Genomic DNA, 22,192 nt, shown 5'->3' on the forward strand with positions numbered 1-22,192 from the left:
CCTGGGGCTCCGCCCCAGACCCCGGCGGGGACTGCGTCCCCTGCACCCCTCGCGGGGCTCCGCCCCCGCACCCCGGCGGGGGCTTCGCCCCCTGCGCCCCCTACCCCCTGGGCCTCTTCAGCCCCGGTCCGCATTACTCAGCTCGTCCGGCGTTTGGGGTCCGGGGGCGGCAGCCTCCAGTTACGAGTGGCCCAGCTCCGCCGAGGCCTCGTCGGCGGGGGCCGGGACCGAACCGGAATCCGGGGACGGGCGGAGGGGGAAGGGGTCCACCCTCGTCTCGTCGACCACCGGAGGTGCCGGCTGGGGCGGCTTCGGCATGACCGCGGCCTCGGAGTGGCCGCCGCAGCCGTAGGCGAGGGAGACGACGCGGCCGTCGGCCGGGGAGAACTCGTTGGCGCAGACGCCGAAGGCCTGGCCGAGGGAGCCGCCCACGGGGACCAGGAAGCCGCAGCTGGCGCAGGAGGCGGGGGCCGCCTGCGCCATGGGGGTCTGGGCGCCGAAGGAGTCGTCCCAGCGGTCGGCGGCGACGTGGAGGCCGTAGCGGGACAGGACGCGGGCGCGGCGCATGCCCAGCTCCTCCGCGACCGCGGCGATCGTGCCGCGGGCGGGGGTCACCGGCTGCACGGCGGGCGTGCCGGGGGTGACGTCGGCGTCCTCGGCCTCCGCGAGCTCCGCCATCTCCTCGGACACCGGGGCGTTCGGCGGCGGCTCCGCCTCGCCGGTGTAGCCGGGCTCCAGGCGGAGGTCCTCGGCGTCGGTGGGCAGCAGGTCGCCGGGGCCCATGTCGCCGGGGCGGAGGCGTTCGCTCCAGGGCACCCACTCGGGGGCGAGGAGGGCGTCGGGGCCGGGGAGGAGGACCACCTCGTCGAGCGTCACGATCTTCGCGCGGGACGCGCGGGCCACCGTGGCCGCCCAGCGCCAGCCCCGGTACCCGAGTTCCTTGCACTCGAAGAAGTGCGTGACGACGCGGTCGCCCTCGGCGACCAGGCCCACATGCTCACCGACGACGCCTGGCGCGGCCGCCTCCTCGGCTGCGGCACGGGCGAGGTCGACGGCCTCGGCGCACAGGCGGTCGGGGGTGCGGCTTCGCGTGGTCGCTGCGCTCACAGGTATCGCTTCTCTCCTACGCCGTCTCACGGGTGCGCCGGCCTGAAGGCGGTGGAACGGACGGAGCGGACCTGTGGGCCGCATCGACGTCCGCGTCCGATCGCGCTCGGGCGCACCTCTGTCATCCATTCTGCGGGATGGCTGAGATACGCACGCTACCCGGTCACCGGCGCTCGGCCTACACCGACGGAGTTGTTCGCCGGTCCATCGTGATGTTTCCGGCCCGGTCGTTCGACTCGCTTGGCTGCAAACCGCACTATCAACGCCCCTCTCGGGGCACTATGAACGACGTGGCAGCCACAAGGCCGCCCCAGGGTGTCACCGGGACCGGTGGCACCGGGGGGAGCAGTCGAGGTGGCGGTGCGGGTCCGGTGCGCGGGGCCGCCCGCGCGGTCGGTCGTGCCCTGCACTTCCCCGTGACCGGGACCGCCCGCGGTATCCGCAGGGCGACGCACGCGCACGGTGCCGGCGAGTCCGGGCTCGGCAAGCTGATCGAGCTGCACGCGGTCAACGGCGCGGGCGATGTCATGATCACCGTCGCGCTGGCCTCGACGGTGTTCTTCTCGGTGCCCACCGACGAGGCCCGGGGGCGTGTCGCGCTCTACCTGGCCATCACGATGGCCCCGTTCACGGTCCTCGCGCCGGTGATCGGCCCGCTCCTCGACAAGCTGCCGCACGGCCGCCGGGCCGCGATGGCCGGGACCATGCTCGCCCGTGCCCTGCTCGCGCTGATCATCTCGGGGGCCGCGGCCAGCGGCAGCCTGGAGCTGTATCCGGCGGCGCTGGGGGTGCTGGTCGCGTCCAAGGCGTACGGGGTGGTGCGCAGTGCCGTGGTGCCGCGGCTGCTGCCGCCCCGGTTCTCGCTGGTGAAGGCGAACTCGCGGGTGACCCTGGGCGGGTTGCTGGCCACGGGTGTGGCCGCGCCCGTCGGGGCGGGGCTGCAGTCGATCGGCTCGCCCTGGCCGCTCTACGGCGCCTTCGTGATCTTCATGGCCGGAGCGTTCCTGTCCTTCACGCTGCCCGCGAAGGTCGACTCGGCCAAGGGCGAGGACATCGCGCTGCTCGCCGCCGACGAGCGGCATCTGCACGGCCCGCACCGCAAGGAGGAGCTGAAGCGGCCGGGGCTGCGCACCGTCGGGCCGGCCGTGACGAACGCGCTCGGCGCCAACGCCGCCATCCGCTGTCTGTCCGGCTTCCTGATCTTCTTCCTCGCGTTCCTGCTGCGCGAGCACCCGCTGACCGGCGAGAGCGCGGCGGTGTCGATGGGGGTAGTGGGCGTGGCCGCCGGCGCGGGCAACGCGCTGGGTACGGCGGTCGGGGCGTGGCTCAGATCCCGCGCGCCGGAGATCATCATCGTCACGGTGTTGGCGGTGGTGCTGGGCGCGGCGATCGTCGCGGCGTTGTTCTTCGGCGCGTTCCTGGTGGCGTGCCTGGCCGCGGTCACCGGGTTCACGCAGGCGCTGGCCAAGCTGTGTCTGGACGCGCTGATCCAGCGGGACGTGCCGGAGCAGGTGCGGACGTCGGCGTTCGCCCGGTCGGAGACGTTGCTGCAGATGGCCTGGGTGTTCGGCGGGGCGGTGGGCATCGTGATGCCGCTCAACGGCACGCTGGGCCTGGCGGTGGGCGGTGCCTTCGTCGCCGTGGGCTGGCTGAGCACGGTGCGCGGTCTGCTCAGCTCGGCTCGGCACGGCGGCGGGGCGCGAGCGCGAGTGGCGTAACGAACCGGGCACGCCGTACCCCGCGTGGGGAAGGGTCGGGGCACGCCAGATAGCCTTCAGGCATGACCCTGCTGCACTCCGATGTTGTGCGACGCCGCCGCGCTGTCGCCGCCGCCGGCGCCGTTTCCGCCGGACTGCTTCTGCTGTCGGCCTGCGACAAGCCGACACCGATGTCGACGGTCACCGTCGGCACTAGCTCGGTCAACTCCGAGGCCACTTGTTACAACGACGGCGACGCCCTCGACACGGAGTCGCTGACGTCGTGCCTGAAGGACACCGACATCAAGTCCATCAAGGTGGACCCGGACGAGACCGTGCGCTTCGGGGTGGACCCGAAGATCGCGGACAACGGCTGGACGATCCTGATGAACGGCCAGCCCCTGACCGACTCCAGCAAGAAGACGTACCGGACGATCCCGGGCAGCGTGTTCTTCAACGCCCAGTACGGCGCCCAGGGCAACTCGACCCTGGTGTCCATCAAGGAGGGCGAGAAGACGGTCACGGGTCTGTGGTCCTTCAAGCTGAAGAAGGACTCCTGACCACGTCACCCCTGCCTGAACCGCGGGTCCTGGTGGCCACCGCGGTACCCGCCGAACGGGACGCGGTGGCTCGGGCGTTTCCCGGTGCCGATGTGGTCGCCGCCGGGGTGGGCCCGGCCCTCGCCGCCGCCTCCACCGCGACCGCCCTCACCACCGCCGCCCTGCGCGGCACCCCCTACGGCCTGGTCGTCTCCGCCGGGATCGCCGGCGGCTTCCTGCCCGGGGCGCCCCTCGGCTCCCTCGTCGTCGCCGACGAGATCACCGTCGCCGATCTGGGCGCCGAGACACCGAAGGGGTTCGTTCCGGTCACCGGACTGGGCTTCGGGACCGTCACCCACCGTCCGCCGGAATCACTCGTACGAGAGGTGACGACGGCGACCGGCGCGCTAGCCGGAACCGTCCTCACCGTCTCCACCGTGACCGGAACCGCGGCCCGCGCCGCCGAACTGCGTGCCCGCCATCCCCGTGCCCTCGCCGAGGCCATGGAGGGCTTCGGGGTCGCCGAGGCCGCCGCCGCGCACGGCACGCCCGTGCTGGAGATCCGCGCGGTCTCCAACCCCGTCGGCCCGCGCGACCGCGCCGCCTGGCGCATCGGCGACGCCCTCGCGGCCCTGACCGAGGGGTTCGGGAAGCTGGCGCCCGTACTGGAGAGTTGGAAACAGGTATGACTGCCATCGGTGAGCCCGAGTCGCTGCGGATCGCGTACTCGCCCTGCCCCAACGACACCTTCGTCTTCGACGCCCTGGCCCATGGCCGGGTCCCGGGCGCGCCCGCCCTCGACGTCACCTTCGCGGACATCGACATCACCAACGGCATGGCCGAGCGCGGTGAGTTCGACGTGCTGAAGGTGTCGTACGCGGTGCTGCCGTACATCCTCGGCGAGTACACGCTGCTGCCGTGCGGCGGCGCGCTGGGCCGGGGCTGCGGGCCGCTGGTGCTGACGCGGGAGCCGGGTGCGGACTTGACGGGGCGTACGGTCGCGGTGCCGAGCGAGAGGTCGACCGCCTACCTGCTGTTCCGTCTCTGGGCGGCGGACACACTGCCCGGTGGGGTCGGGGAGATCGTGGTCATGCCGTTCCACGAGATCATGCCGGCCGTGCGGGACGGGAAGGTCGACGCGGGGCTCGTCATCCACGAGGCGCGCTTCACGTACCAGAACTACGGCCTGCACAAGCTCGCCGACATGGGCGAGCACTGGGAGGACACCACCGGGCTGCCGATCCCGCTGGGCGCGATCGTCGCCAAGCGGTCACTGGGCCCGGACACGCTGCGGCTGCTCGCCGAGTCGATCCATACGTCCGTGCACGCCGCCTGGGACGACCCCGAGGCCTCCCGCCCGTACGTCATGGAACACGCCCAGGAAATGGACCCGTCCGTCGCCGACCAGCACATCGGCCTGTACGTCAACGAGTTCACCTCGGAACTCGGGGAAGACGGATACGCGGCCGTGAGGGGCCTGCTCACTCGTGCGGCGGCCGAGGGGCTGGTGCCGCCCCTCGGGCCGGGGGTGCTCGCGTTTGTCTGAGCGGGTGGGTCAGACGTCCAGCTGGTCGGCGACCGCCCGCAGCAGGCCGGCGATCTTCGCTCCGGAGGCCTTGTCCGGGTAGCGGCCCTTCTCGAGCATCGGGGTGATGTTCTCGAGGACGGTCGTCAGGTCCTGCACGATGGAGGCCAGCTCGTCCGGCTTCTTCCGCTGCGCGGCCGCGACCGAGGGTGTGGGGTCCAGTACGACGACCGACAGTGCCTGGTCACCGCGCTGACCGGCGACCACGCCGAACTCCACCCGCTGTCCCGGCTTGAGTACGTCGACTCCGGCGGGGAGGACCGAGGAATGGACGAAGACGTCACCGCCGTCGTCGCGGGAGAGAAAGCCGAAGCCCTTCTCGCTGTTGAACCACTTGACCTTGCCAGTCGGCAAAGCACACACTCCCTCGATCCGTCCTGAACATGCCAGGACGCCCTTGAACTGCCGTCGAACCACCTTACCGGGGGTCTCTCCAGGGGAACACGCCTTAAAACGGGTGTGAGCCCCTATGCGCCCTGGGTGGCGCGATAGAGCCTCAGATGAGTGAGGGAAGTGTGACCGCTTTCCGATGTGCCGGTAGAAAGTGGCTCGGGAGACTCCCAGAGCATCGGCTATGGCAGCGATGTCCTCCCTCTTCTCCTTACGAGCCGGGCCACCGTGAGTGAAGTGCTCTCCCAGCAGCCAAGGATGAGCGCGAGGCCCATCCGGTACAGGCGCACGACGTTCCGGGCTGCATTGTGGCCAACGTTGCCCGGCCAGCCGCAGTCCAGGTTCTTGCACACCAACACGGCCTGGGACTTGCGGCTGCCGAGCATGGTGAGGCCGCACGCTGAGCAGCGCCGGGAGGGGATCTGTCAAATGCGAGCGGTTAGTCGGGGTTGGAGTTACTGAGACCGGTGTCGCAGATGAGTACGTGGATCGAATGCGTGACCTTTACGCGGGGGTGTCGTTGATCGGGTGACAGCATCACGGACGGGAAGGGGGCGTTGATGGGCCGGAAACTGCCGCTCGCCGACAGCGAGGCCTCCCGTACCGCATGTGCTCGTGGTGTGCTGCGCCGCGGGGTGGAGGAGAAGACCGGCGCTCTCCTGTCCGCTGTTGTCCTGGCGGAGCGGTTGGGCTGGGCTGCTGATCTGGTGTCCGGCATGGTCGCCTCACTGCTCACGGAGCACTGGAACGCCGCTGATGTGAATCTGCTGGCGTCGGGTGAGGACGCGGGCGGCAGGAAGCTGCCCTCCCAGGCCTGGATGGCGTTGCGCCGCCTGGGCTGGTCCGCCGTCGCACCCGAGGGCGTCACGGTCAACGACCGCATCGTGCGCATGGTGCAGGAGCAGGCCGGGCGTACTCTGCGCTCGGTGCAGTGGCGGGCCGACCTCACCGGCGGGGTGCTGGTGACGTGGCCCGCCGACCCGGGCAGGCGTAATCCCCAGGAGTGGGATGCCGTGCGTGCGGCGGTGCCGGGTGGCCAGCATCTGCCGGGGAGCGTCATCAGGTCCCGCACCCGGCAGATCTCCGCCTTCGAGCGCAGGCACGGGCGGCTTCCCGCGGACGTGTTCGAGGCGGAGGCGGCGCCGCGCGCGGCGCGGATGCTGCTGCTGTCCGCGTGTGACGGGCAGCAGGCCGTCATCGAACGCGGCGACGACCCCACGCGGGCGCGCTTGCGCCTGCAGTTGCCCACCCGTCCCGACCCGCGCTCCTACCGGGACTGGACGTGGGTGTCCTGCCCGATCACATTGCCACCATCCGTCCCGGCCGGCGCGGTGCTGCACCTGCCCACCCTGCGCATCCGCCAGGGCACGGTCCGCGCCGACCTCGCCTACACCCACGCCGTTCCGAAAGCCCACCGCACCGGCCACCACATCGCACTGGGCGTGGACTGGGGCCTGAACACGCTCCTGAGCGCGGGCGCCGCCCGCCTGCACGACGACGGCCGCATCACCGCCCTCGGTTCCGGCGCCCAGTTCCGTGCGGGCGGCGTGCTGGCCAAGCAGCACCGCCTGCGCCGCCTGTCCGAACACCTACACACCAAAACCGACCACTATCAGCGACTCATCGGCGCGGACACCGATCACCCCCTGGCCGCCAGGCACGCGGTCCTGACGGGCGAGGTCCGCGCGGTGTCCGACCGCCGGTCGAACCTCAACGAGGCCCTGGCCCGGGCCGCTGCCCGCTGGACGGTGGACCAGGCCATCACCGCCGGTGCCACCGTCATCTACCTCGAAGACCTGCGCTCCGTGGAAGCCAGCGGTATGGGCCGCACCATGAACACGCGCCTGTCCCAGCAGGTGCGCGGACAGATCACCGACCGCATCCGGCACCTGGCCGCCGAGGCGGGCATCGCCGTGGTCACCGTTCCTGCCCGCGACACTTCCCGGCACTGCCCGCGGTGCCTGACCCCGCTCAGGCATCGCAAGGCACCCGACCGGCCCACCACGCCGGGCTGGAAGTGGGCGATCTGCCCCGACCGCGACGACTGCGACTGGCAGGGCGACCGCGACACAGGCGCATGGCAGCGCATCGCCGCACGCGGCCTGACCCACCAGACCAAAACCGTCACCGACCGCACCGACAACACCATGGTCATCCGCACCGTGGTGGACCCGCTCGAAGCCAACGCGGTCATCACCCCGACCGCACCACCAACCCGCCGGAAAGACCGGTCCAAGACCGGTCTCACCCGGCGCCGCGCCACACGCCCCGCGCCCAGGCGACGCAGGGCACCCTCCCCCACCAGACCTCCGGGTCCGGCGGACCAGCGTCCGGAGGGACACGCACCCACGGACCCGATGCGGCTGCCCCGCGCAGCCCACCGGCACCAGGACGTGACAACGATCAGCACACCCACCACCGGCCACCGGCCACGAGGGGCAGCACTGGGCGCGGGATTCCACCTGCACGCTCACGCCACCCGCCCACGGTGGGAATCCCGCTACCAGACACTACGTCTGGCAAAGGATCACTTAACTGATCAGAGACGCTAATGGTCTTGGGGCGGTCCCCTCGCGCTGGGAACTACCCTGGTCGGGTGCGTGACAAAACCCAAACGAATTCCGCCGCACCCGGTGACGGACTGATCCGCGCCGGTGCCGTCGTGTTCTTCATCGGCGCGGTGGCCACTCTGGTCACGGTGGCCCCGCTGTTCCTCGGCGCGAAACCATTTCCGGCGTTCATGTACGGCCTGTGCATGCTGATGGGCGTCGGCTTCCTCGTCGCGGGCGCCGGCGTGCTGCGCTCGGCCGCGGCGGGGCGGCGACATGCACGGGAGGCCGCTCCGCGTTAGGGCGGCCCCTGCGCTGAAGGTCAGTACACCTAGGCGGCCTGGCGGTACTCCGTGAGCCAGGCCGGGAGTTCGGTCAGGTCCTTGAGGACCACGTCCGCGCCCGCCGCACGCAGTTCCTCCGCGTCGCACGGGCCCGTCGCCACGGCCACGGACAGGGCGCCCGCCGTGCGTGCCCCGCGTACGTCACCCACGTGGTCGCCCACGTAGACGCCCGCGCCGTGCTCGACCAGCGCCCGCGCCTTCTGCTCGGCCCACAGGTCGCCGACGACCGCGTCGGGCTCGATGCCGAGGTGGGCGAGGTGCAGCTTGGCGTTCGGCTCGTATTTGGCGGTGACGACGAGCGCCCGCCCGCCCGCCTCCCGTACCGCGTCGATCGCCTCGCGGGCGCCCGGCAGCGCGGGCGTCGCGGCGATGGCGATCGCGGGGTACATCTCCCGGTACAGCGCGCTCATCGGCGCCACCTGCTCGGCCGGGAACCAGTTGATCAGCTCTTCGGCCAGCGGAGGTCCCAGCCGGGTCACCGCCAGGTCGGCGTCGATGTACCTCCCCGTCCGCTCCGACAGCGCCTGGTAGCAGGCCCGGATGCCGGGGCGGGAGTCGATCAGGGTCATGTCGAGGTCGAAGCCGACGGTCAGCGGGCGTGAGGTCATATGGGCCATTGTGCCCAGGGGTTACGGCACCCAGGCCCGCCGGGACTGTGAGCTGGGCAACCCGTCACCGTCTCTGCGAGCGCCACACCAGGAACAGCGCCGAGGCCACGGCCGCGCCGCGCACCACCCACGGCCAGGTCTCGGCGAGGGCCTCGTTCATGTGGCCCTGGGCGATGGGCGTGCCCCAGCGGCCGTTGTCGCGGCCCCAGAGCCAGACCAGACCGGCCGCGAGGGCCAGGCCCGGCACGCCCAGCACGGCCCACTTGCTCTCCGCCGGGGTGAGCCGGCGGGAGCCGTACGCGACGAGCCAGCCCAGGATCAGCACGAACGGGTTGCCCAGGACCGCCCCGGCCACCAGCGCGGCGGCGGCCAGCAGCAGGAGCGGGTTGGTCCAGCCGGCGGCGGGACGGGGCAGCGGGAGCCTGCGGCGCCGGGCGGGGGCGGCGGGATCCGGGACGGCCGCCGCTTCCGCGGCGGCTTCGGCGGCCGCCACCGCGGGCTCTGTCTCCTTCGCCGGTTCCTTCTCCAGGCTCGGCGGCTGCCTGAGCAGCTCGGGGATCTCCACCCCGCCGACGAACCCCGGCACGCTGTCGCCCACCCCGAAGGGGCTGCTGTCCAGCCGCCACCAGTCCGGCTGCGCGGCGCTGTCGCCGAGCTCGTCCGTGCCCGCCAGATGGGGCGGGGAGGGGGCAGAGGAGGGTGGGGCGGGGGCCGGCTCGGGCGGGCGCGGGCGCGGTACGACCCGGCGCAGGCCCTTCGGCCCCTTCGGCCGCGCGTCTTCCTCGTCGTCCCGCTGTACGGGCACCGCGGCGGGCGGCGCCTCGGGAGCCCCGGCGGTGCCGCCCGCCGCCGTGACGACCTCGTCCGGGGTGCCCAGGCGGTCCAGGATGCGGCGGACCGCGGCGGGACTGTCCACCGTCGTCTTCGCCCGGTTCCGGTCGATCTCGTTGCGCAGCTCCGTCACGAGGCGCATCCGTGCGGATGACGGCAACTGGCGTTGCTGGGCCACGTCGCCTACGCGGCTCAGGTATTCGTAGACGACCTGGTCGCTCTCGATCCCCACGAAGTCCCTCCGGGGGTTTGGCCGTTATTTCCCCGGTCGAAGGTACCGCGTGCCGGCGGGGTGCAGTGGCCGCCCACTGGGGGCTGCCGCCCCCAGACCCCCGCTTCGGCCCTTAAGGGGCCTTGTCCTCAAGCGCCGGACGGGCTGAGCAATCCAGGCCACCCGCTAACGTGGGGCAGATGAGCACCGAGGACCGCACGGCCCCCCGCTCCCTCGCGGAAGCGCTCCGTGGGCGTGACGACGCGTCGCTGGCGGGGCTGTTGCGTGCCCGGCCGGATCTCATCACGCCCGTGCCCACCGACCTGACGCAGCTGGCGACGCGGGCGGGGACGCGGGCCTCGGTGCTGCGGGCCTTGGAGCGGCTGGACCGGTTCGCGTTGCAGACGGCGGAGGCGCTGGCGGTGGCGGCGGATCCGGCGACGTATGACGAGGTGCTGGGGCTGATGGCGGGGGACGCCGGTGATCCGGTGGTCGCGGCGGCGTTGCCCCGTGCTGTGGGGACGCTGCGCGAGCAGGCGCTGGCGTGGGGCGGCGACGACCGGCTGCGGCTGGTGCGGACCGCCCGTGAGCTGCTCGCGCCGTCCGCGCAGCATCCGTCGCCGACGGGGCTGGGGCCGACCGTGCAGGAGGCGACGGCGGGGATGTCGCCGGGGCGGATCCAGGAGATCGTCACCACGGCCGGGCTGGCGTCCACCCATGACTCGGTGTCGGCGGCGGCCGCGCTGGCCGCCCAGTTCACGGACCGGGAGCGGATGGCGGCGCTGCTCGACGAGGCGCCCGCTCAGTCGCTGGAGGTGCTGGACCGGCTGGTGTGGGGGCCGCCGTACGGGCAGGTCACCGCCGATCCGGCGGCCCGGCTGCGCTGGCTGCTCGATCGCGGTCTGCTGCTGCCGACGGCGCCCGGCACGGTCGTACTGCCCCGGGAGGTCGCCCTGCATCTGCGTGCGGGCCGCGCCCACCGGGAGCCGGAGGCGGTGCCGCCCGCCGTGGAGCCGGCCTCGGCGCACCGGCCCGAGATGGTGGACGCGACGGCGGCGGGGCAGGCGTACACCGCGCTGGCCACCGTCGAGGAGCTGCTGAAGGAGTGGGACGAGGGCGGGCCCGCGGTGCTGCGGGCCGGGGGCCTGAGCGTGCGGGATCTGAAGCGGACGGCCGTCGCCCTGGACGTGGCCGAGCCGGTCGCCGCGTTCTGGGTCGAGCTGGCCTACGCGGCCGGGCTGCTGGCCTCCGACGGGGAGGCCGACGAGCGGTACGCGCCGACCCCGGCCTACGACGAGTGGCTGGAGCGGCCCGCGGCCGAGCGCTGGGCGCGGCTGGCCGGGACGTGGCTGACGGTGACGCGGACGCCGGGGGTGATCGGCGGGCGGGACGCGAAGGACCGTACGTTGTCGGCGCTGGGGCCGGGGCTCGACCGGTCCGCGGCGCCCGAGGTGCGGCACCGGGTGCTGGCACTGCTGGCGGAGATGCCGGCGGGCGGGGCGCCGTCCGCCGAGGCCGTGCTGGAGCGGCTGCGCTGGGAGCGGCCGCTCCGCGGGCCGCAGCGGGACGACGATCTGCGGTCCCGGCTGGCCTCGTGGACGCTGTCGGAGGCGGAGCTGCTCGGGGTGACGGGCCGGGGCGCGTTGTCCGGGCACGGGCGTGCCCTGATCGGGGCGCCGGCTCCGCATACGGCCGGGAAGGCGCCCGCCGGGCCGGGTGACAAGCTGCCCGTGCATCACCGTCATCACCAGCCTCCCGTCCGGGAGCCCCTTTCCGCGGCCGAGCAGGCCGTCGCCACGGCCGCCGCGGCCCGGGTGCTGGCCCCGCTGCTCCCGGAGCCCCTGGACCATGTGCTGCTCCAGGCCGATCTGACGGCGGTGGCGCCGGGCCCGCTGAATCGGCCGCTCGCCGACATGCTGGGGGTGCTCGCGGACGTGGAGTCCAAGGGCGGTGCCACCGTCTACCGGTTCACGCCCGCCTCGGTGCGGCGTGCCCTGGACGCCGGGCGTGCGGCCTCCGACCTGCATGCGTTCCTCACCGCGCACTCCCGTACGCCGGTGCCGCAGCCGCTCGCGTATCTGATCGACGACGTGGCCCGTAGGCACGGGCATCTGCGGGTGGGTGCCGCGTCGGCCTATGTGCGCTGCGACGACGACGCGCTGCTGAGCGAGATCCTCGCCGACCGGCGGGCGGCGCCCCTGCGGCTGCGCCGGCTGGCGCCCACGGTGCTGGCGGCCCAGGCCGATCCGGCGACCCTGCTGGAGGGCCTGCGCGGGATGGGGTTCGCCCCGGCCGCCGAGTCCGCCGAGGGCGATGTGCTGATCACCCGCGCCCATGCCCACCGCACCCCGCCGCGCACCGCCCCTGAGCCGGTTCCGGACGGCCCGCCGCCGCCCGACGGCACTCTGCTGGCGGCCGCGATCCGGGCGATCCGCGCGGGCGATCTCGCCGCCACCGCCCCGCGCAAGCCCGCCACCGGCACCGGCGCCGGTACCCCGGTCGCCGACGGCGATCTGCCCCGCACCAGCTCCGCCGAGACCCTCGCCACCATGCAGGCGGCCGTCCTCACCGGCGAGGCCCTCTGGATCGGCTATGTGAACGCCGAGGGCACCGCCAGCCAGCGGGTCATCGCCCCGATCCGGGTCGAGGGCGGCTTCGTGACGGCGTACGACCACACGGCGGACGAGGTGCGGACGTATCCGCTGCACCGGGTGACGGGCGTGGCGGAACTCGCCGACGGCTGACCGAACTGACCGCCGGTCTCAGCAGTCCCCGACGGGCGCGTCCGTGGGCAGGCCGAAGTGGGTGCGGGCGGCGGCCGCCAGGACGTCGGAGGGTATCCGGTCGACGAGCGCCGTGGCGGAGACACCGAGGTGTTTCCTGGTCCACCGGCCGTTCCCCTCGCCGTCGGGGGCCTGCTCCCGCGATACGACCCGGTAGCCGCCGTCCGTGTCCCGTGCCAGCCGCACCACCTGCGGGACCTCCGCGCCGCTGCACTCGACCAGGGTGTCGCCGTGCATCCCGTACTCGAGGCACAGCGTGTCGACGCCCGCCCGGACGACCTCCCCGTGCTCCTCCAGGCCGATGGGCTCCGCCCGGCAGAACCAGTGCGCGGCGAGACCGGGCACGGCCTCGCCGTAGCCGCTGCCGTGCGACTCCGCCACGAGCCGGGCCTCGATCACCGGCCGCACCTCGCCCCACAGCCGGGTGTCGACGTCCGCCGGCCGCCGCGTGTCGACGTACACCGGACGCATCGCCCAGGTGCCCGTGACGGCCAGCACCACGACGGCTCCCACCCCGGTCGCCCATCTGCGTCCCGACATCCGCGCACTCCTCCCCGCCCCGCGCCCGCGCACACCGCGCCGCCGCTCACGTGGTGAGACATCGGAACGGGGTGCGGAGTTGCGCGGGGAGCCGCCCGGGGAGCAGCGGGCCCCCGTTTCGGGCCCGGTGCGGCACACTGGACCTGTGGAGTGGCTACGGTCGGCCTGTGTGTGCTGTCGTTGCCGTCAGTTCTGGCAGCCACAGCCGCTCGCGGCCTTGGCCTCGGCGACCGTTGTCGACGGATCGGCGGCCTGCTCATCGGGGGTGCAACAGGCACTTACGCCGCAGCAGGCCGCGGTTGCGGAAGAGTCGTCCGCCTCGGCCGTGCCGGCAGGCTTGACCGCGCGGACGATGGCGGAGTGCATGCCGTCGGCAACCGGGTGGGTGGGAGTGATCTCGACGTCCGTGAAGCCTGCGGCCTCCAGCCCCTGGCGGTATTCGGAGAAGGACAGCGCGCCGGCGATGCAGCCCACGTAGTCGCCGCGCTCGGCTCGCTGTCCGGGCGCGAGGGTGTCGTCGGCGACGACGTCGGAGACGCCGATCCGGCCGCCGGGCTTGAGGACGCGGAAGGTCTCGGCGAACACGGCGGGCTTGTCGACGGACAGGTTGATCACACAGTTCGAGATCACCACGTCGATGGTGTTCGCGGGCAGCGGGATCGCCTCGATATTGCCCTTCAGGAACTCGACGTTCGTCGCGCCGGCCTTCTTGGCGTTGGCCAGAGCCAGGGCCAGCATCTCATCAGTCATGTCCACCCCGTACGCCTTGCCGGTGAGGCCGACGCGGCGGGCGGAGAGCAGGACATCGATGCCGCCGCCGGAGCCCAGGTCGAGGACTCGTTCACCCTCACGCAGTTCCGCGACGGCGGTCGGGTTGCCGCAGCCGAGTGATGCGGCAACGGCCTCGACGGGAAGCGCATCGCGCTCGGCGGCGGCGTACAGGGTCGCCCCGAAGTTCTCGTCGACCTCGACCGGCTGCGGCCCGCAACATGCGGTGTCCCCCTCGGCCACCTTCACGGCCGCTGCCGCGTAGCGCTGGCGGACGGTTTCGCGCAGGTCAGTGGACTGTTCACTCATGGCTCACTCCCAGGTGACGGGACATGGCGGTGCCCCGGATCGGCCTGTATTGACGTTCATTGATGCAACCTTGCGCCTTGAATCGAAAAACGTCAACATAGAGGCATGTCGAAACAAGAGCTTGAGGTGATCGGGCAGGATGCCGACTGCTGCGCGGGACTGTCCTCGCCGCTGCATGAGGACCAGGCGGCCGATCTGGCGAAGGTGTTCAAGGCTCTGGGCGACCCGGTCCGGCTGCGGCTGATGTCGATGATCGCCTCGCGCGGACAGGGCGGTGAGGTGTGCGTGTGTGAGCTGACCCCGGCCTTCGAGCTGTCTCAGCCGACGATCTCCCACCACCTCAAGCTGCTCCGGCAGGCCGGGCTCATCGACTGCGAGCGGCGCGGGACTTGGGTGTACTACTGGGTGGTGCCCGGCGTCATGGACAGGCTCGCCGCATTCCTGACCGCGCCGCGGACCGCCGGAGCTGCCGCGTGACCGCGCCCCTGGGCCGACGGATTGCCGCTGAAGGCGTCGGAACCGGGCTGCTGGTAGCCGTGGTGGTCGGCTCCGGCATCCAGGCCACGGAACTGTCCCATGACGTGGGCGTGCAACTGCTCGCCAACTCCCTCGCCACCGTCTTCGGCCTGGGCGTGCTGATCGCCCTGCTCGGGCCGGTCTCCGGAGCGCACTTCAACCCCGCCGTCACCCTCGCCGCCTGGTTCACCGGTCGCCGCAAGGCCGACGGCCTCACCCTGCGGGACGTGGCCGCATACGTGTTCGTACAGATTGCCGGAGCAATCGGCGGGGCAGTACTCGCCGACGCGATGTTCGCCAAACCGCTGGTCGAGTGGTCTACGCACGACCGGTCCGCCTCTCACCTGTGGCTCGGTGAGGTGGTCGCCACGGCGGGGCTGATCCTGCTGGTCTTCGGTCTCAACCGCATCGGCCGAGCGTCCCTCGCTCCGGCGGCCGTGGCCTCCTACATCGGCGCGGCCTACTGGTTCACCTCCTCCACCTCGTTCGCGAACCCAGCGGTGACCATCGGCCGGGCCTTCACCGGCACGTTCGCCGGCATCGCCCCTGCCTCCGTCAGCCCTTTCATCGCCGCCCAACTGGCCGGAGCCGTGCTCGGGCTGGGCGTCGTCATCGCGGTGTACGGCCGTCCCGCCTCCGCCGGGGACGAAATCGTCGTCCCGCACGACGAACCCGAACTCGCCTCCTCCTGACCCGCTTCGCTCTCCTGGAAAGACGCCTGCCATGACCACTTCCGCCCCGCGCCCCTCGGTCCTGTTCGTCTGCGTCCACAACGCAGGCCGCTCCCAGATGGGCGCCGCATTCCTCACTCACCTCGGCGGCGACCTAGTGGAGGTACGTTCCGCCGGTTCCGCCCCGGCCGACGCGGTCAACCCCGCCGTCGTCAAAGCCATGGCCGAGGTGAACGTCGACATCTCCGCCGAGACACCCAAGGTCCTCACCACGGAAGCGGTTCGGTCCTCGGACGTGGTGATCACGATGGGCTGCGGGGACGCCTGCCCGGTCTTTCCCGGCAAGCGGTACCTGGACTGGCAGCTGGACGATCCCGCCGGACAGGGCGTCGAGGCCGTACGGCCGATCCGCGACGAGATCGAACAGCGCGTGCGTGCACTGCTCGCCGAGCTTGGTATCCCGGCAGCGGCGTGATGGCCTGTCGCTGCGGAGAGGGCGGCGTGTCGGGCGAGAGCTCGTCTTCTTCCAAGCTGATCACTGACGCTCGTGATCATGTGCCAGACACTTCCTGACCTGTACCCGTTTGACCGCGAGGACCTTGCCCGCCCCGTTGGGGTTGGGGACGACCATGTACCCGTACGGGACCCGACCGCCGGTGTAGCGGCCCTCGCGGCGCAGGTGCTCGTGCGCGCTGGACACCCGCATGCCGATGGTGTCGGACTCCAGCTCGGCGAAGACCGCGATCACCTTCGCCATGGCCCGACCCATGGACGACGTGAGGTCGAGCGGCTCCGTCGATCACGTCCAGCTCTGCGAGCCGGGTCAGGATGTGCGTTGCAGACCCGGCCGGTCAAGGCCCCGCGAGAAGCCGGAGACATCGATGTCTTCCTCGACGACTATGACGTCCCAGCCGCGTGCCTCACACAGCGCCTCGCAAGCCGCTCTCTGGCGCTCGGGAGAAGTCGTCTCGTCCGTTTCACGCGATAGGCGAACATAGATAGCGGCGCGCATCCCCGGCGCGCTGGCCGGAACGCCCTTTCGGCGCCGGGCACGGGGCATGGCCCGAGCCGTGGCAGGTGCGGTGTCTGTCACGCTGGAAGTCCTATCCGTGGAGGTATGCGTGTCCTGCCTAATCGTCCAGTCCGACAAGACCCTGCTCCTGGAGGTCGACCACGAGCGGGCCGGCGACTGCCGTCGGGCCATCGCGCCGTTCGCCGAGCTGGAGCGTGCGCCGGAGCACATCCACACCTACCGGGTGACGCCGCTGGGGCTGTGGAACGCGCGGGCGGCGGGCCACGACGCCGAGCAGGTGGTGGACGCGCTCGTGCAGTACAGCCGGTATCCGGTGCCGCACGCGCTGCTCGTCGACATCGCCGAGACCATGGACCGGTACGGGCGGCTGACGCTGGCCAAGCACCCGGCGCACGGGCTGGTGCTCTCCACCACGGACCGGCCGGTGCTGGAGGAGGTGCTGAAGTCCAAGCGGATCGCTCCGCTGGTCGGCGCCCGGATCGACCCGGACACCGTCGTCGTGCACCCCTCCGAGCGCGGGCAGATCAAGCAGACGCTGCTGAAGCTGGGCTGGCCGGCCGAGGACCTCGCCGGGTACGTGGACGGTGAGGCGCACCCGATCGAGCTGGCCGAGGACGGGTGGGCGCTCAGGCCCTACCAGAAGCAGGCCGTGGAGAACTTCTGGCACGGCGGCAGCGGTGTCGTCGTACTGCCCTGTGGCGCGGGGAAGACGCTGGTCGGGGCCGGGGCGATGTCGGAGGCCAAGTCGACGACGCTGATCCTCGTCACGAACACGGTCTCCGCCCGGCAGTGGAAGCACGAGCTGGTGAAGCGGACCTCGCTGACCGAGGACGAGATCGGCGAGTACAGCGGTACGCGCAAGGAGATCCGGCCGGTCACCATCGCGACCTACCAGGTGCTGACCACCAAGCGGAAGGGCGTCTACCCGCACCTGGAGCTGTTCGACTCGCGGGACTGGGGGCTGATCGTCTACGACGAGGTGCACCTGCTGCCCGCGCCGGTCTTCAAGTTCACCGCCGATCTCCAGGCGCGGCGGCGGCTCGGGCTGACGGCGACGCTGGTGCGGGAGGACGGCCGGGAGTCGGACGTGTTCTCCCTGATCGGGCCGAAGCGGTTCGACGCGCCGTGGAAGGAGATCGAGGCGCAGGGGTACATCGCGCCCGCCGACTGCGTCGAGGTCCGGGTCAGTCTGACGGACTCCGAGCGGCTGGCGTACGCGACCGCCGAGACGGAGGAGAAGTACCGCTTCTGTGCGACGACGGACACCAAGCGGAAGGTGACCGAGGCGATCGTGCGGCGGTTCGCCGGGCAGCAGATCCTCGTCATCGGGCAGTACATCGACCAGCTCGACGAGCTGGGCGAGCATCTGAACGCGCCGGTGATCAAGGGGGAGACCTCGAACGCGCAGCGCGAGAAGCTCTTCGACGCCTTCCGGGAGGGCGAGATCAGCGTGCTGGTGGTGTCGAAGGTGGCGAACTTCTCCATCGACCTGCCGGAGGCGACCGTCGCCATCCAGGTGTCGGGGACGTTCGGCTCCCGGCAGGAGGAGGCCCAGCGCCTGGGCCGGGTGCTCCGCCCGAAGTCCGACGGCCACCAGGCCCACTTCTACTCCGTCGTCGCCCGCGACACCATCGACCAGGACTTCGCCGCCCACCGCCAGCGGTTCCTGGCGGAACAGGGCTACGCGTACCGGATCGTGGACGCGGACGAGCTCCTCGCGGAGAGCTGAGCATTCGGCTCCCGGCCAGGGCTTCCGGCTCGGTACCCTGAGGGCACGGCAGGAGCTGCGGCGAGGGAGGGCACATGCCTCACGAAGATGTCTACGAGGTCCTGTTCACCGAGTCCGCGGCTCGTGACCGTGACCGGCTCGACCCCGGGCGCAGGGCCGCGTTCGACAAGGCTGTCGAGATACTGGCCCGCGATCCCTACCCCGCGGTCTCACGATCGATCGGCGTCGGGGAACAGGACCGCGAGATCCGGCTCACCTCGCAGATCGTCGCCGAGTACATGGTCTCGCGGGGGCGGCTGCTGCTCATCATGCTGCGGATCTTCGACGACGCGGACATCCTGCTTCCCGAACAGGACTGACACCAGCACGGCGAGCGCCAGCACGGGATACGGCGCCGCCGCCGGCTGCTGCCACCACGGGAGCCTGAGGTCCAGGGGCCCCTCGTGCGGTACCAGCCACATCGTGCGGGCCGTGAACACCACCGTCGTCATCGCCGCGAGGCGGGTGCGGTGCTCGGCCAGGAGCACGGCGATGAGCGGCACGCACCACACCCAGTGGTGGGACCAGCTGATGGGGCAGACGAGCAGGGTGGTGAAGGCCGTCAGCAGGACTCCCCAGCGGTCCTCCGGGGCACGGGCCGCCAGCCACAGGCCGAGCATGCCGAGGGCTGCCGCCGGGAGCAGCCAGGCGGGTCCGGGGGCCGGGTCCCCGAGCATCCGGGCGATGAGGCCTTGCAGGGACTGGTTGTCGATGATCCAGGGTTTGCCGACGCGGTCGGTCTCGTAGAGGCGGCGGGTGAAGAAGTCGACGCTGGCGGCGGGCAGCGCGAGGGTGCCGAGCAGGACGGTCGCGGTCAGTGCCGCGGTCGCCGTGGCGGCCTCCCGGTGGCGCCGGCGCAGCAGCAGGTAGGCGATGAACACGGCGGGCACGAGCTTGATCCCGGCCGCGATGCCCACGGCGGCCCCCTTGGCCCGGGCGCCGGCCGGCCGGGTGAGGTCCCACAGGGTCAGGCAGATGATCGCCAGGTTGATCTGGCCGAACACGAGGGTCTGGAAGACCGGTTCGAGCCAGAGGGCGAGTGCCGTGGCGGTGCGCAGGGAGGGCGCGGACAGGGTGCGCCCCGCGAGGCGGGCGGAGAGGGTGACGAGGCAGGCGAGCAGGAGCGCGTTGCCCGCGAGGAAGGTGAGCTTGAGGGCCGGGACGGGGATCCAGGTCGTCGGGACGAACAGGACCGCCGCGAAGGGCGGATACGTCGCCGGCAGCTGCCATTCGGTGACCGTGAGGCCGTAGAGATCGCCGCCGTGGGCGACGGCCTCGCCCTCGGCCCGGTAGACCAGCGCGTCGGCCATGGGGACGCGCTGCCAGACGCAGAGGACGGCGAGGGAGGAGAGGGAGACGACGAGAATTACGTAGGACATCACCGACCGTTGGGGCACGACGATGAACTTATGCGGTCACCTGTGGTGTATGCCCGATTCCTCACCGTACTCGCCGAGGACGACGACGCTGAACGCCGCGCTCACGAAGACCTTGACGGCGCGGAGTGCGTCGCCCAGGCGGTGGTGCGGGACGCCGTCGACGGCTGTGGCTCCGGCCGGGCGGGCGGGGGCTGGATGGATGGTTGCTGCGCTCATGTCTCCATGGTGGAACTTGGACACACCGATCGCATCGGTCTCAAGGGCCAATCCCGGGCATATTTCGGTCCACCCATGGTCGGACCCCGCCACCCGTCCCCTAGGCCGCGAGTACGACCCCCCTAGGGGACGGAAAAGGATTGGCTACCGCCGCCCCTGCCTCACTACAATCTCCGCTCTTGCCCGCCTCCGCCATGGAGTGCCGCCGTCCGGCCGGCAACCGGTCGGCACCCGCCACCGCACCTCACCGCTCCCTCACCGCACGCGCCCACCAGGCCCCTCGGAGGCACTCCCTTGTCCACGCCCACCCAGGACCCCCTCGCCCGGGAACGCTCCCACCTCGCCGCCTCCCGTGCCGCCCTGCGCGCCATGCGCGAGGACGTGGAGTCGCTCGACATCAAGGACGTCACCGCGAACTGGGTGAACGCCGAGGTGCTCGCCCGCCAGATCGACGAGCGCATCAAGGCGCTGGCCGACCTCAGTGGGACCCCGCTGTTCTTCGGCCGGCTCGACTATCTGCACGCTCCGGGAGCCGAGCAGGCCGAGGGCGCCGAGGGAGAGCGGTTCTACATCGGGCGGCGGCATGTGCACGACGCCGACGGCGACCCGATGGTCATCGACTGGCGCGCGCCGGTCTCGCAGCCGTTCTACCGGGCGTCCAAGAAGGACCCGATGGACATCGGGCTGCGCCGCCGCTTCGGGTACACCGGCGGCGACCTCACGGCGTACGAGGACGAGGCCCTTTCCGACCCGGCCGATCCATCGGAGGCTGCCACGACGAGCAAGCTGCTCCAGCGCGAGATCGAGCGTCCGCGCGTCGGCCCGATGCGCGACATCGTCGCCACGATCCAGCCGGAGCAGGACGAGATCGTCCGCAGCGGGCTCGGCGGCACGGTCTGTGTGCAGGGAGGTCCGGGCACCGGGAAGACGGCCGTGGGCCTGCACCGGGTCGCCTATCTGCTGTACGCCCACCGGGAGCGGCTCGCCCGCACCGGCACCCTGGTCATCGGGCCGAACCGGTCCTTCCTGCACTACATCGAGCAAGTGCTTCCGGCGCTGGGTGAGTTGGCCGTCCGGCAGGCCACCGTCGACGACCTCGTGGGCCAGGTCGAGGTGCGCGGCACCGATGACGCGGCGGCTGCGCTCGTCAAGGGTGACGCGCGGATGGCGGAGGTGCTGAGAAGGGCCCTCTACTCGCACGTCACCATGCCCACCGAGCCCGTGGTCGTGGTGCGCGGCTCCCGGCGCTGGCGCGTCCCGGCGTACGAACTCGAGTCCCTGGTACGAGAGTTGCTGGACCGCGACATCCGCTACGGCGCCGCCCGCGAGGCCCTGCCGCAGCGCGTCGCGCACGCGGTGCTGGTACAGATGGAACGCTCGGGCGAGGCCCCGGACGACCGGGTGCAGGACGCGGTGGCCCGCAACAGCGCGGTGAAGGCGGCGGTGAAGGAGGTCTGGCCGGCCGTCGAACCGGCGAAGCTCGTCCTGCGACTGCTGACCGACGCCGAGTTCCTCGCCGCGCACGCGGACGGGATCCTCGACGAGGAGGAGCAGAAGACGATCCTGTGGGCGAAGCCGGTGCGCAGCGTGAAGTCGGCCAGGTGGTCGGCGGCGGACGCGGTACTGATCGACGAGGCGACGGACCTCGTGCAGCGCACGCACTCGCTCGGGCACGTCGTCCTCGACGAGGCGCAGGACCTGTCCCCCATGCAGTACCGGGCCGTCGGCCGCCGCTGCACCACCGGCTCCGCGACCGTCCTCGGCGACCTGGCGCAGGGCACCACCCCGTGGGCGACCCGGAGCTGGGACGAGGCCCTCGGCCACCTCGGGAAGACGGACGGGGTGGTGGAGGAGCTGACCGCCGGTTTCCGCGTCCCGACGGATGTCATCACCTACGCCTCGCGGCTGCTGCCGCACATCGCGCCGGGCCTCACCCCGGTCGCGTCGGTCCGCGAGAACCCCGGCTTCTTCGAGGTGCGCGGCACCGACGGCACCGCCGAGGTCGTCGCCGCGTGCGAGGAACTGCTGCGCAACGAGGGTTCGACCGGCCTGATCGCCGCCGACGCCCGGATCCCCGCCCTCGCCGAGGCGCTCACCGCGGCCGGGATCACGTATCTGGCCCCGGGTGAGGAGACGACGGCGGACACCCGCCTCACCCTGGTCCCCGCCTCACTCGCCAAGGGCCTGGAGTACGACTACGTGGTGCTCGACGAGCCCCGGGCCGTGGTCGACGGCGAACCGGACGAGCGCACCGGCCTGCGCCGCCTGTACGTGACCCTGACCCGAGCCGTGTCGGGCCTGATCGTCACCCACGCCGCCCCGCTGCCGGCGCAGCTGACGTGAGCCCG

20 protein-coding genes and 1 pseudogene are annotated in these 22,192 nt (G+C 72.0%); 12 read left to right on the forward strand and 9 right to left on the reverse strand.

Annotated features, from left to right (window positions below):
• Window positions 1–180: 180 nt before the first annotated feature.
• A complete protein-coding gene (locus ACH45E_RS42055; protein WP_361455041.1) occupies window positions 181–1,107 on the reverse strand; it encodes a DUF3027 domain-containing protein in 927 nt (308 codons plus the stop codon).
• Window positions 1,108–1,397: 290 nt separating this feature from the next.
• Between ACH45E_RS42055 and ACH45E_RS42060 the strand changes: the two genes are divergently transcribed.
• From ACH45E_RS42060 to ACH45E_RS42075, 4 genes are all read left to right on the forward strand, one after another.
• Window positions 1,398–2,825: an MFS transporter gene (locus ACH45E_RS42060; protein ID WP_361455044.1), complete on the forward strand. Its 1,428-nt coding sequence runs from the start codon at window positions 1,398–1,400 to the stop codon at window positions 2,823–2,825.
• Between the two features lie 62 nt (window positions 2,826–2,887).
• Window positions 2,888–3,364 carry a DUF2771 domain-containing protein gene (locus ACH45E_RS42065; protein ID WP_361455047.1) on the forward strand — a complete coding sequence of 159 codons (477 nt, stop codon included), beginning with the start codon at window positions 2,888–2,890 and terminating at the stop codon, window positions 3,362–3,364.
• The gene (locus tag ACH45E_RS42070) at window positions 3,334–4,032 is read left to right on the forward strand and encodes a futalosine hydrolase (protein ID WP_361455050.1); all 699 of its coding nucleotides are present in this window, start codon (window positions 3,334–3,336) and stop codon (window positions 4,030–4,032) included. Before ACH45E_RS42065 ends, ACH45E_RS42070 begins: the two co-directional genes overlap by 31 nt.
• Window positions 4,029–4,889: a 1,4-dihydroxy-6-naphthoate synthase gene (locus ACH45E_RS42075; protein WP_361455053.1), complete on the forward strand. Its 861-nt coding sequence runs from the start codon at window positions 4,029–4,031 to the stop codon at window positions 4,887–4,889. The genes ACH45E_RS42070 and ACH45E_RS42075 overlap by 4 nt, the downstream gene beginning before the upstream one ends.
• Before the next feature lie 9 nt (window positions 4,890–4,898).
• On the opposite strand, the gene ACH45E_RS42080 is transcribed toward ACH45E_RS42075, so the two are convergent.
• Window positions 4,899–5,282, reverse strand: coding sequence for a cold-shock protein (locus ACH45E_RS42080; RefSeq protein ID WP_361455056.1), 384 nt, complete (start codon window positions 5,280–5,282; stop codon window positions 4,899–4,901).
• 596 nt (window positions 5,283–5,878) lie between these two features.
• On the opposite strand from ACH45E_RS42080, the gene ACH45E_RS42085 reads away from it, so the two are divergent.
• Window positions 5,879–7,870, forward strand: coding sequence for a zinc ribbon domain-containing protein (locus ACH45E_RS42085; RefSeq protein ID WP_361455059.1), 1,992 nt, complete (start codon window positions 5,879–5,881; stop codon window positions 7,868–7,870).
• Between the two features lie 44 nt (window positions 7,871–7,914).
• Complete coding sequence (locus ACH45E_RS42090; protein ID WP_361455062.1) at window positions 7,915–8,169, forward strand: hypothetical protein; 255 nt, start codon at window positions 7,915–7,917, stop codon at window positions 8,167–8,169.
• A 29-nt stretch (window positions 8,170–8,198) separates the two neighbouring features.
• Here ACH45E_RS42090 and ACH45E_RS42095 read toward each other — a convergent pair whose 3' ends face one another.
• Both ACH45E_RS42095 and ACH45E_RS42100 read right to left on the reverse strand, forming a co-directional pair.
• Complete coding sequence (locus tag ACH45E_RS42095) at window positions 8,199–8,828, reverse strand: HAD family hydrolase (protein ID WP_361455065.1); 630 nt, start codon at window positions 8,826–8,828, stop codon at window positions 8,199–8,201.
• 55 nt (window positions 8,829–8,883) lie between these two features.
• Complete coding sequence (locus tag ACH45E_RS42100) at window positions 8,884–9,882, reverse strand: hypothetical protein (protein WP_361455068.1); 999 nt, start codon at window positions 9,880–9,882, stop codon at window positions 8,884–8,886.
• Window positions 9,883–10,061: 179 nt separating this feature from the next.
• Here ACH45E_RS42100 and ACH45E_RS42105 point away from each other — a divergent pair, with 179 nt between their 5' ends.
• Window positions 10,062–12,605 carry a helicase-associated domain-containing protein gene (locus ACH45E_RS42105; RefSeq protein ID WP_361455071.1) on the forward strand — a complete coding sequence of 848 codons (2,544 nt, stop codon included), beginning with the start codon at window positions 10,062–10,064 and terminating at the stop codon, window positions 12,603–12,605.
• An 18-nt stretch (window positions 12,606–12,623) separates the two neighbouring features.
• On the opposite strand, the gene ACH45E_RS42110 is transcribed toward ACH45E_RS42105, so the two are convergent.
• A complete protein-coding gene (locus ACH45E_RS42110) occupies window positions 12,624–13,184 on the reverse strand; it encodes a hypothetical protein (protein ID WP_361455074.1) in 561 nt (186 codons plus the stop codon).
• Window positions 13,185–13,370: 186 nt separating this feature from the next.
• Window positions 13,371–14,261: an arsenite methyltransferase gene (gene arsM / locus ACH45E_RS42115; protein WP_361455077.1), complete on the reverse strand. Its 891-nt coding sequence runs from the start codon at window positions 14,259–14,261 to the stop codon at window positions 13,371–13,373.
• A 105-nt stretch (window positions 14,262–14,366) separates the two neighbouring features.
• On the opposite strand from arsM, the gene ACH45E_RS42120 reads away from it, so the two are divergent.
• Genes ACH45E_RS42120 through ACH45E_RS42130 form a run of 3 tightly spaced genes read left to right on the forward strand, consistent with a single transcriptional unit; the run spans window position 14,367 to window position 15,923 of the window.
• Window positions 14,367–14,738 (forward strand): metalloregulator ArsR/SmtB family transcription factor, encoded by a 372-nt coding sequence (locus ACH45E_RS42120; protein ID WP_361455080.1) that lies wholly within the window; start codon window positions 14,367–14,369, stop codon window positions 14,736–14,738.
• Window positions 14,735–15,469: an MIP/aquaporin family protein gene (locus tag ACH45E_RS42125; protein ID WP_361455083.1), complete on the forward strand. Its 735-nt coding sequence runs from the start codon at window positions 14,735–14,737 to the stop codon at window positions 15,467–15,469. Before ACH45E_RS42120 ends, ACH45E_RS42125 begins: the two co-directional genes overlap by 4 nt.
• A gap of 31 nt (window positions 15,470–15,500) precedes the next feature.
• Window positions 15,501–15,923, forward strand: coding sequence for an arsenate reductase ArsC (locus tag ACH45E_RS42130; protein WP_361455086.1), 423 nt, complete (start codon window positions 15,501–15,503; stop codon window positions 15,921–15,923).
• 60 nt (window positions 15,924–15,983) lie between these two features.
• Here ACH45E_RS42130 and ACH45E_RS42135 read toward each other — a convergent pair.
• Window positions 15,984–16,652 (reverse strand): annotated as a pseudogene (locus ACH45E_RS42135) (recombinase family protein).
• Here ACH45E_RS42135 and ACH45E_RS42140 point away from each other — a divergent pair.
• Complete coding sequence (locus tag ACH45E_RS42140; protein WP_361455089.1) at window positions 16,570–18,210, forward strand: DNA repair helicase XPB; 1,641 nt, start codon at window positions 16,570–16,572, stop codon at window positions 18,208–18,210. The pseudogene ACH45E_RS42135 and the gene ACH45E_RS42140 overlap by 83 nt on opposite strands.
• A 209-nt stretch (window positions 18,211–18,419) precedes the next feature.
• Here ACH45E_RS42140 and ACH45E_RS42145 read toward each other — a convergent pair whose 3' ends face one another.
• Window positions 18,420–19,628: a glycosyltransferase 87 family protein gene (locus tag ACH45E_RS42145; RefSeq protein WP_361455092.1), complete on the reverse strand. Its 1,209-nt coding sequence runs from the start codon at window positions 19,626–19,628 to the stop codon at window positions 18,420–18,422.
• A 36-nt stretch (window positions 19,629–19,664) separates the two neighbouring features.
• Entirely contained in the window at window positions 19,665–19,844 is a 180-nt protein-coding gene (locus tag ACH45E_RS42150) for a hypothetical protein (protein WP_361455095.1), read from the reverse strand.
• Between the two features lie 294 nt (window positions 19,845–20,138).
• Between ACH45E_RS42150 and ACH45E_RS42155 the strand changes: the two genes are divergently transcribed.
• Window positions 20,139–22,187 (forward strand): HelD family protein, encoded by a 2,049-nt coding sequence (locus ACH45E_RS42155; protein ID WP_399042667.1) that lies wholly within the window; start codon window positions 20,139–20,141, stop codon window positions 22,185–22,187.
• The last annotated feature ends 5 nt before the right edge of the window (window positions 22,188–22,192 follow it).

The sequence above is a fragment of the Streptomyces sp. NPDC020299 genome, assembly GCF_044387825.1.
Taxonomy (GTDB): Bacteria; Actinomycetota; Actinomycetes; order Streptomycetales; family Streptomycetaceae; genus Streptomyces.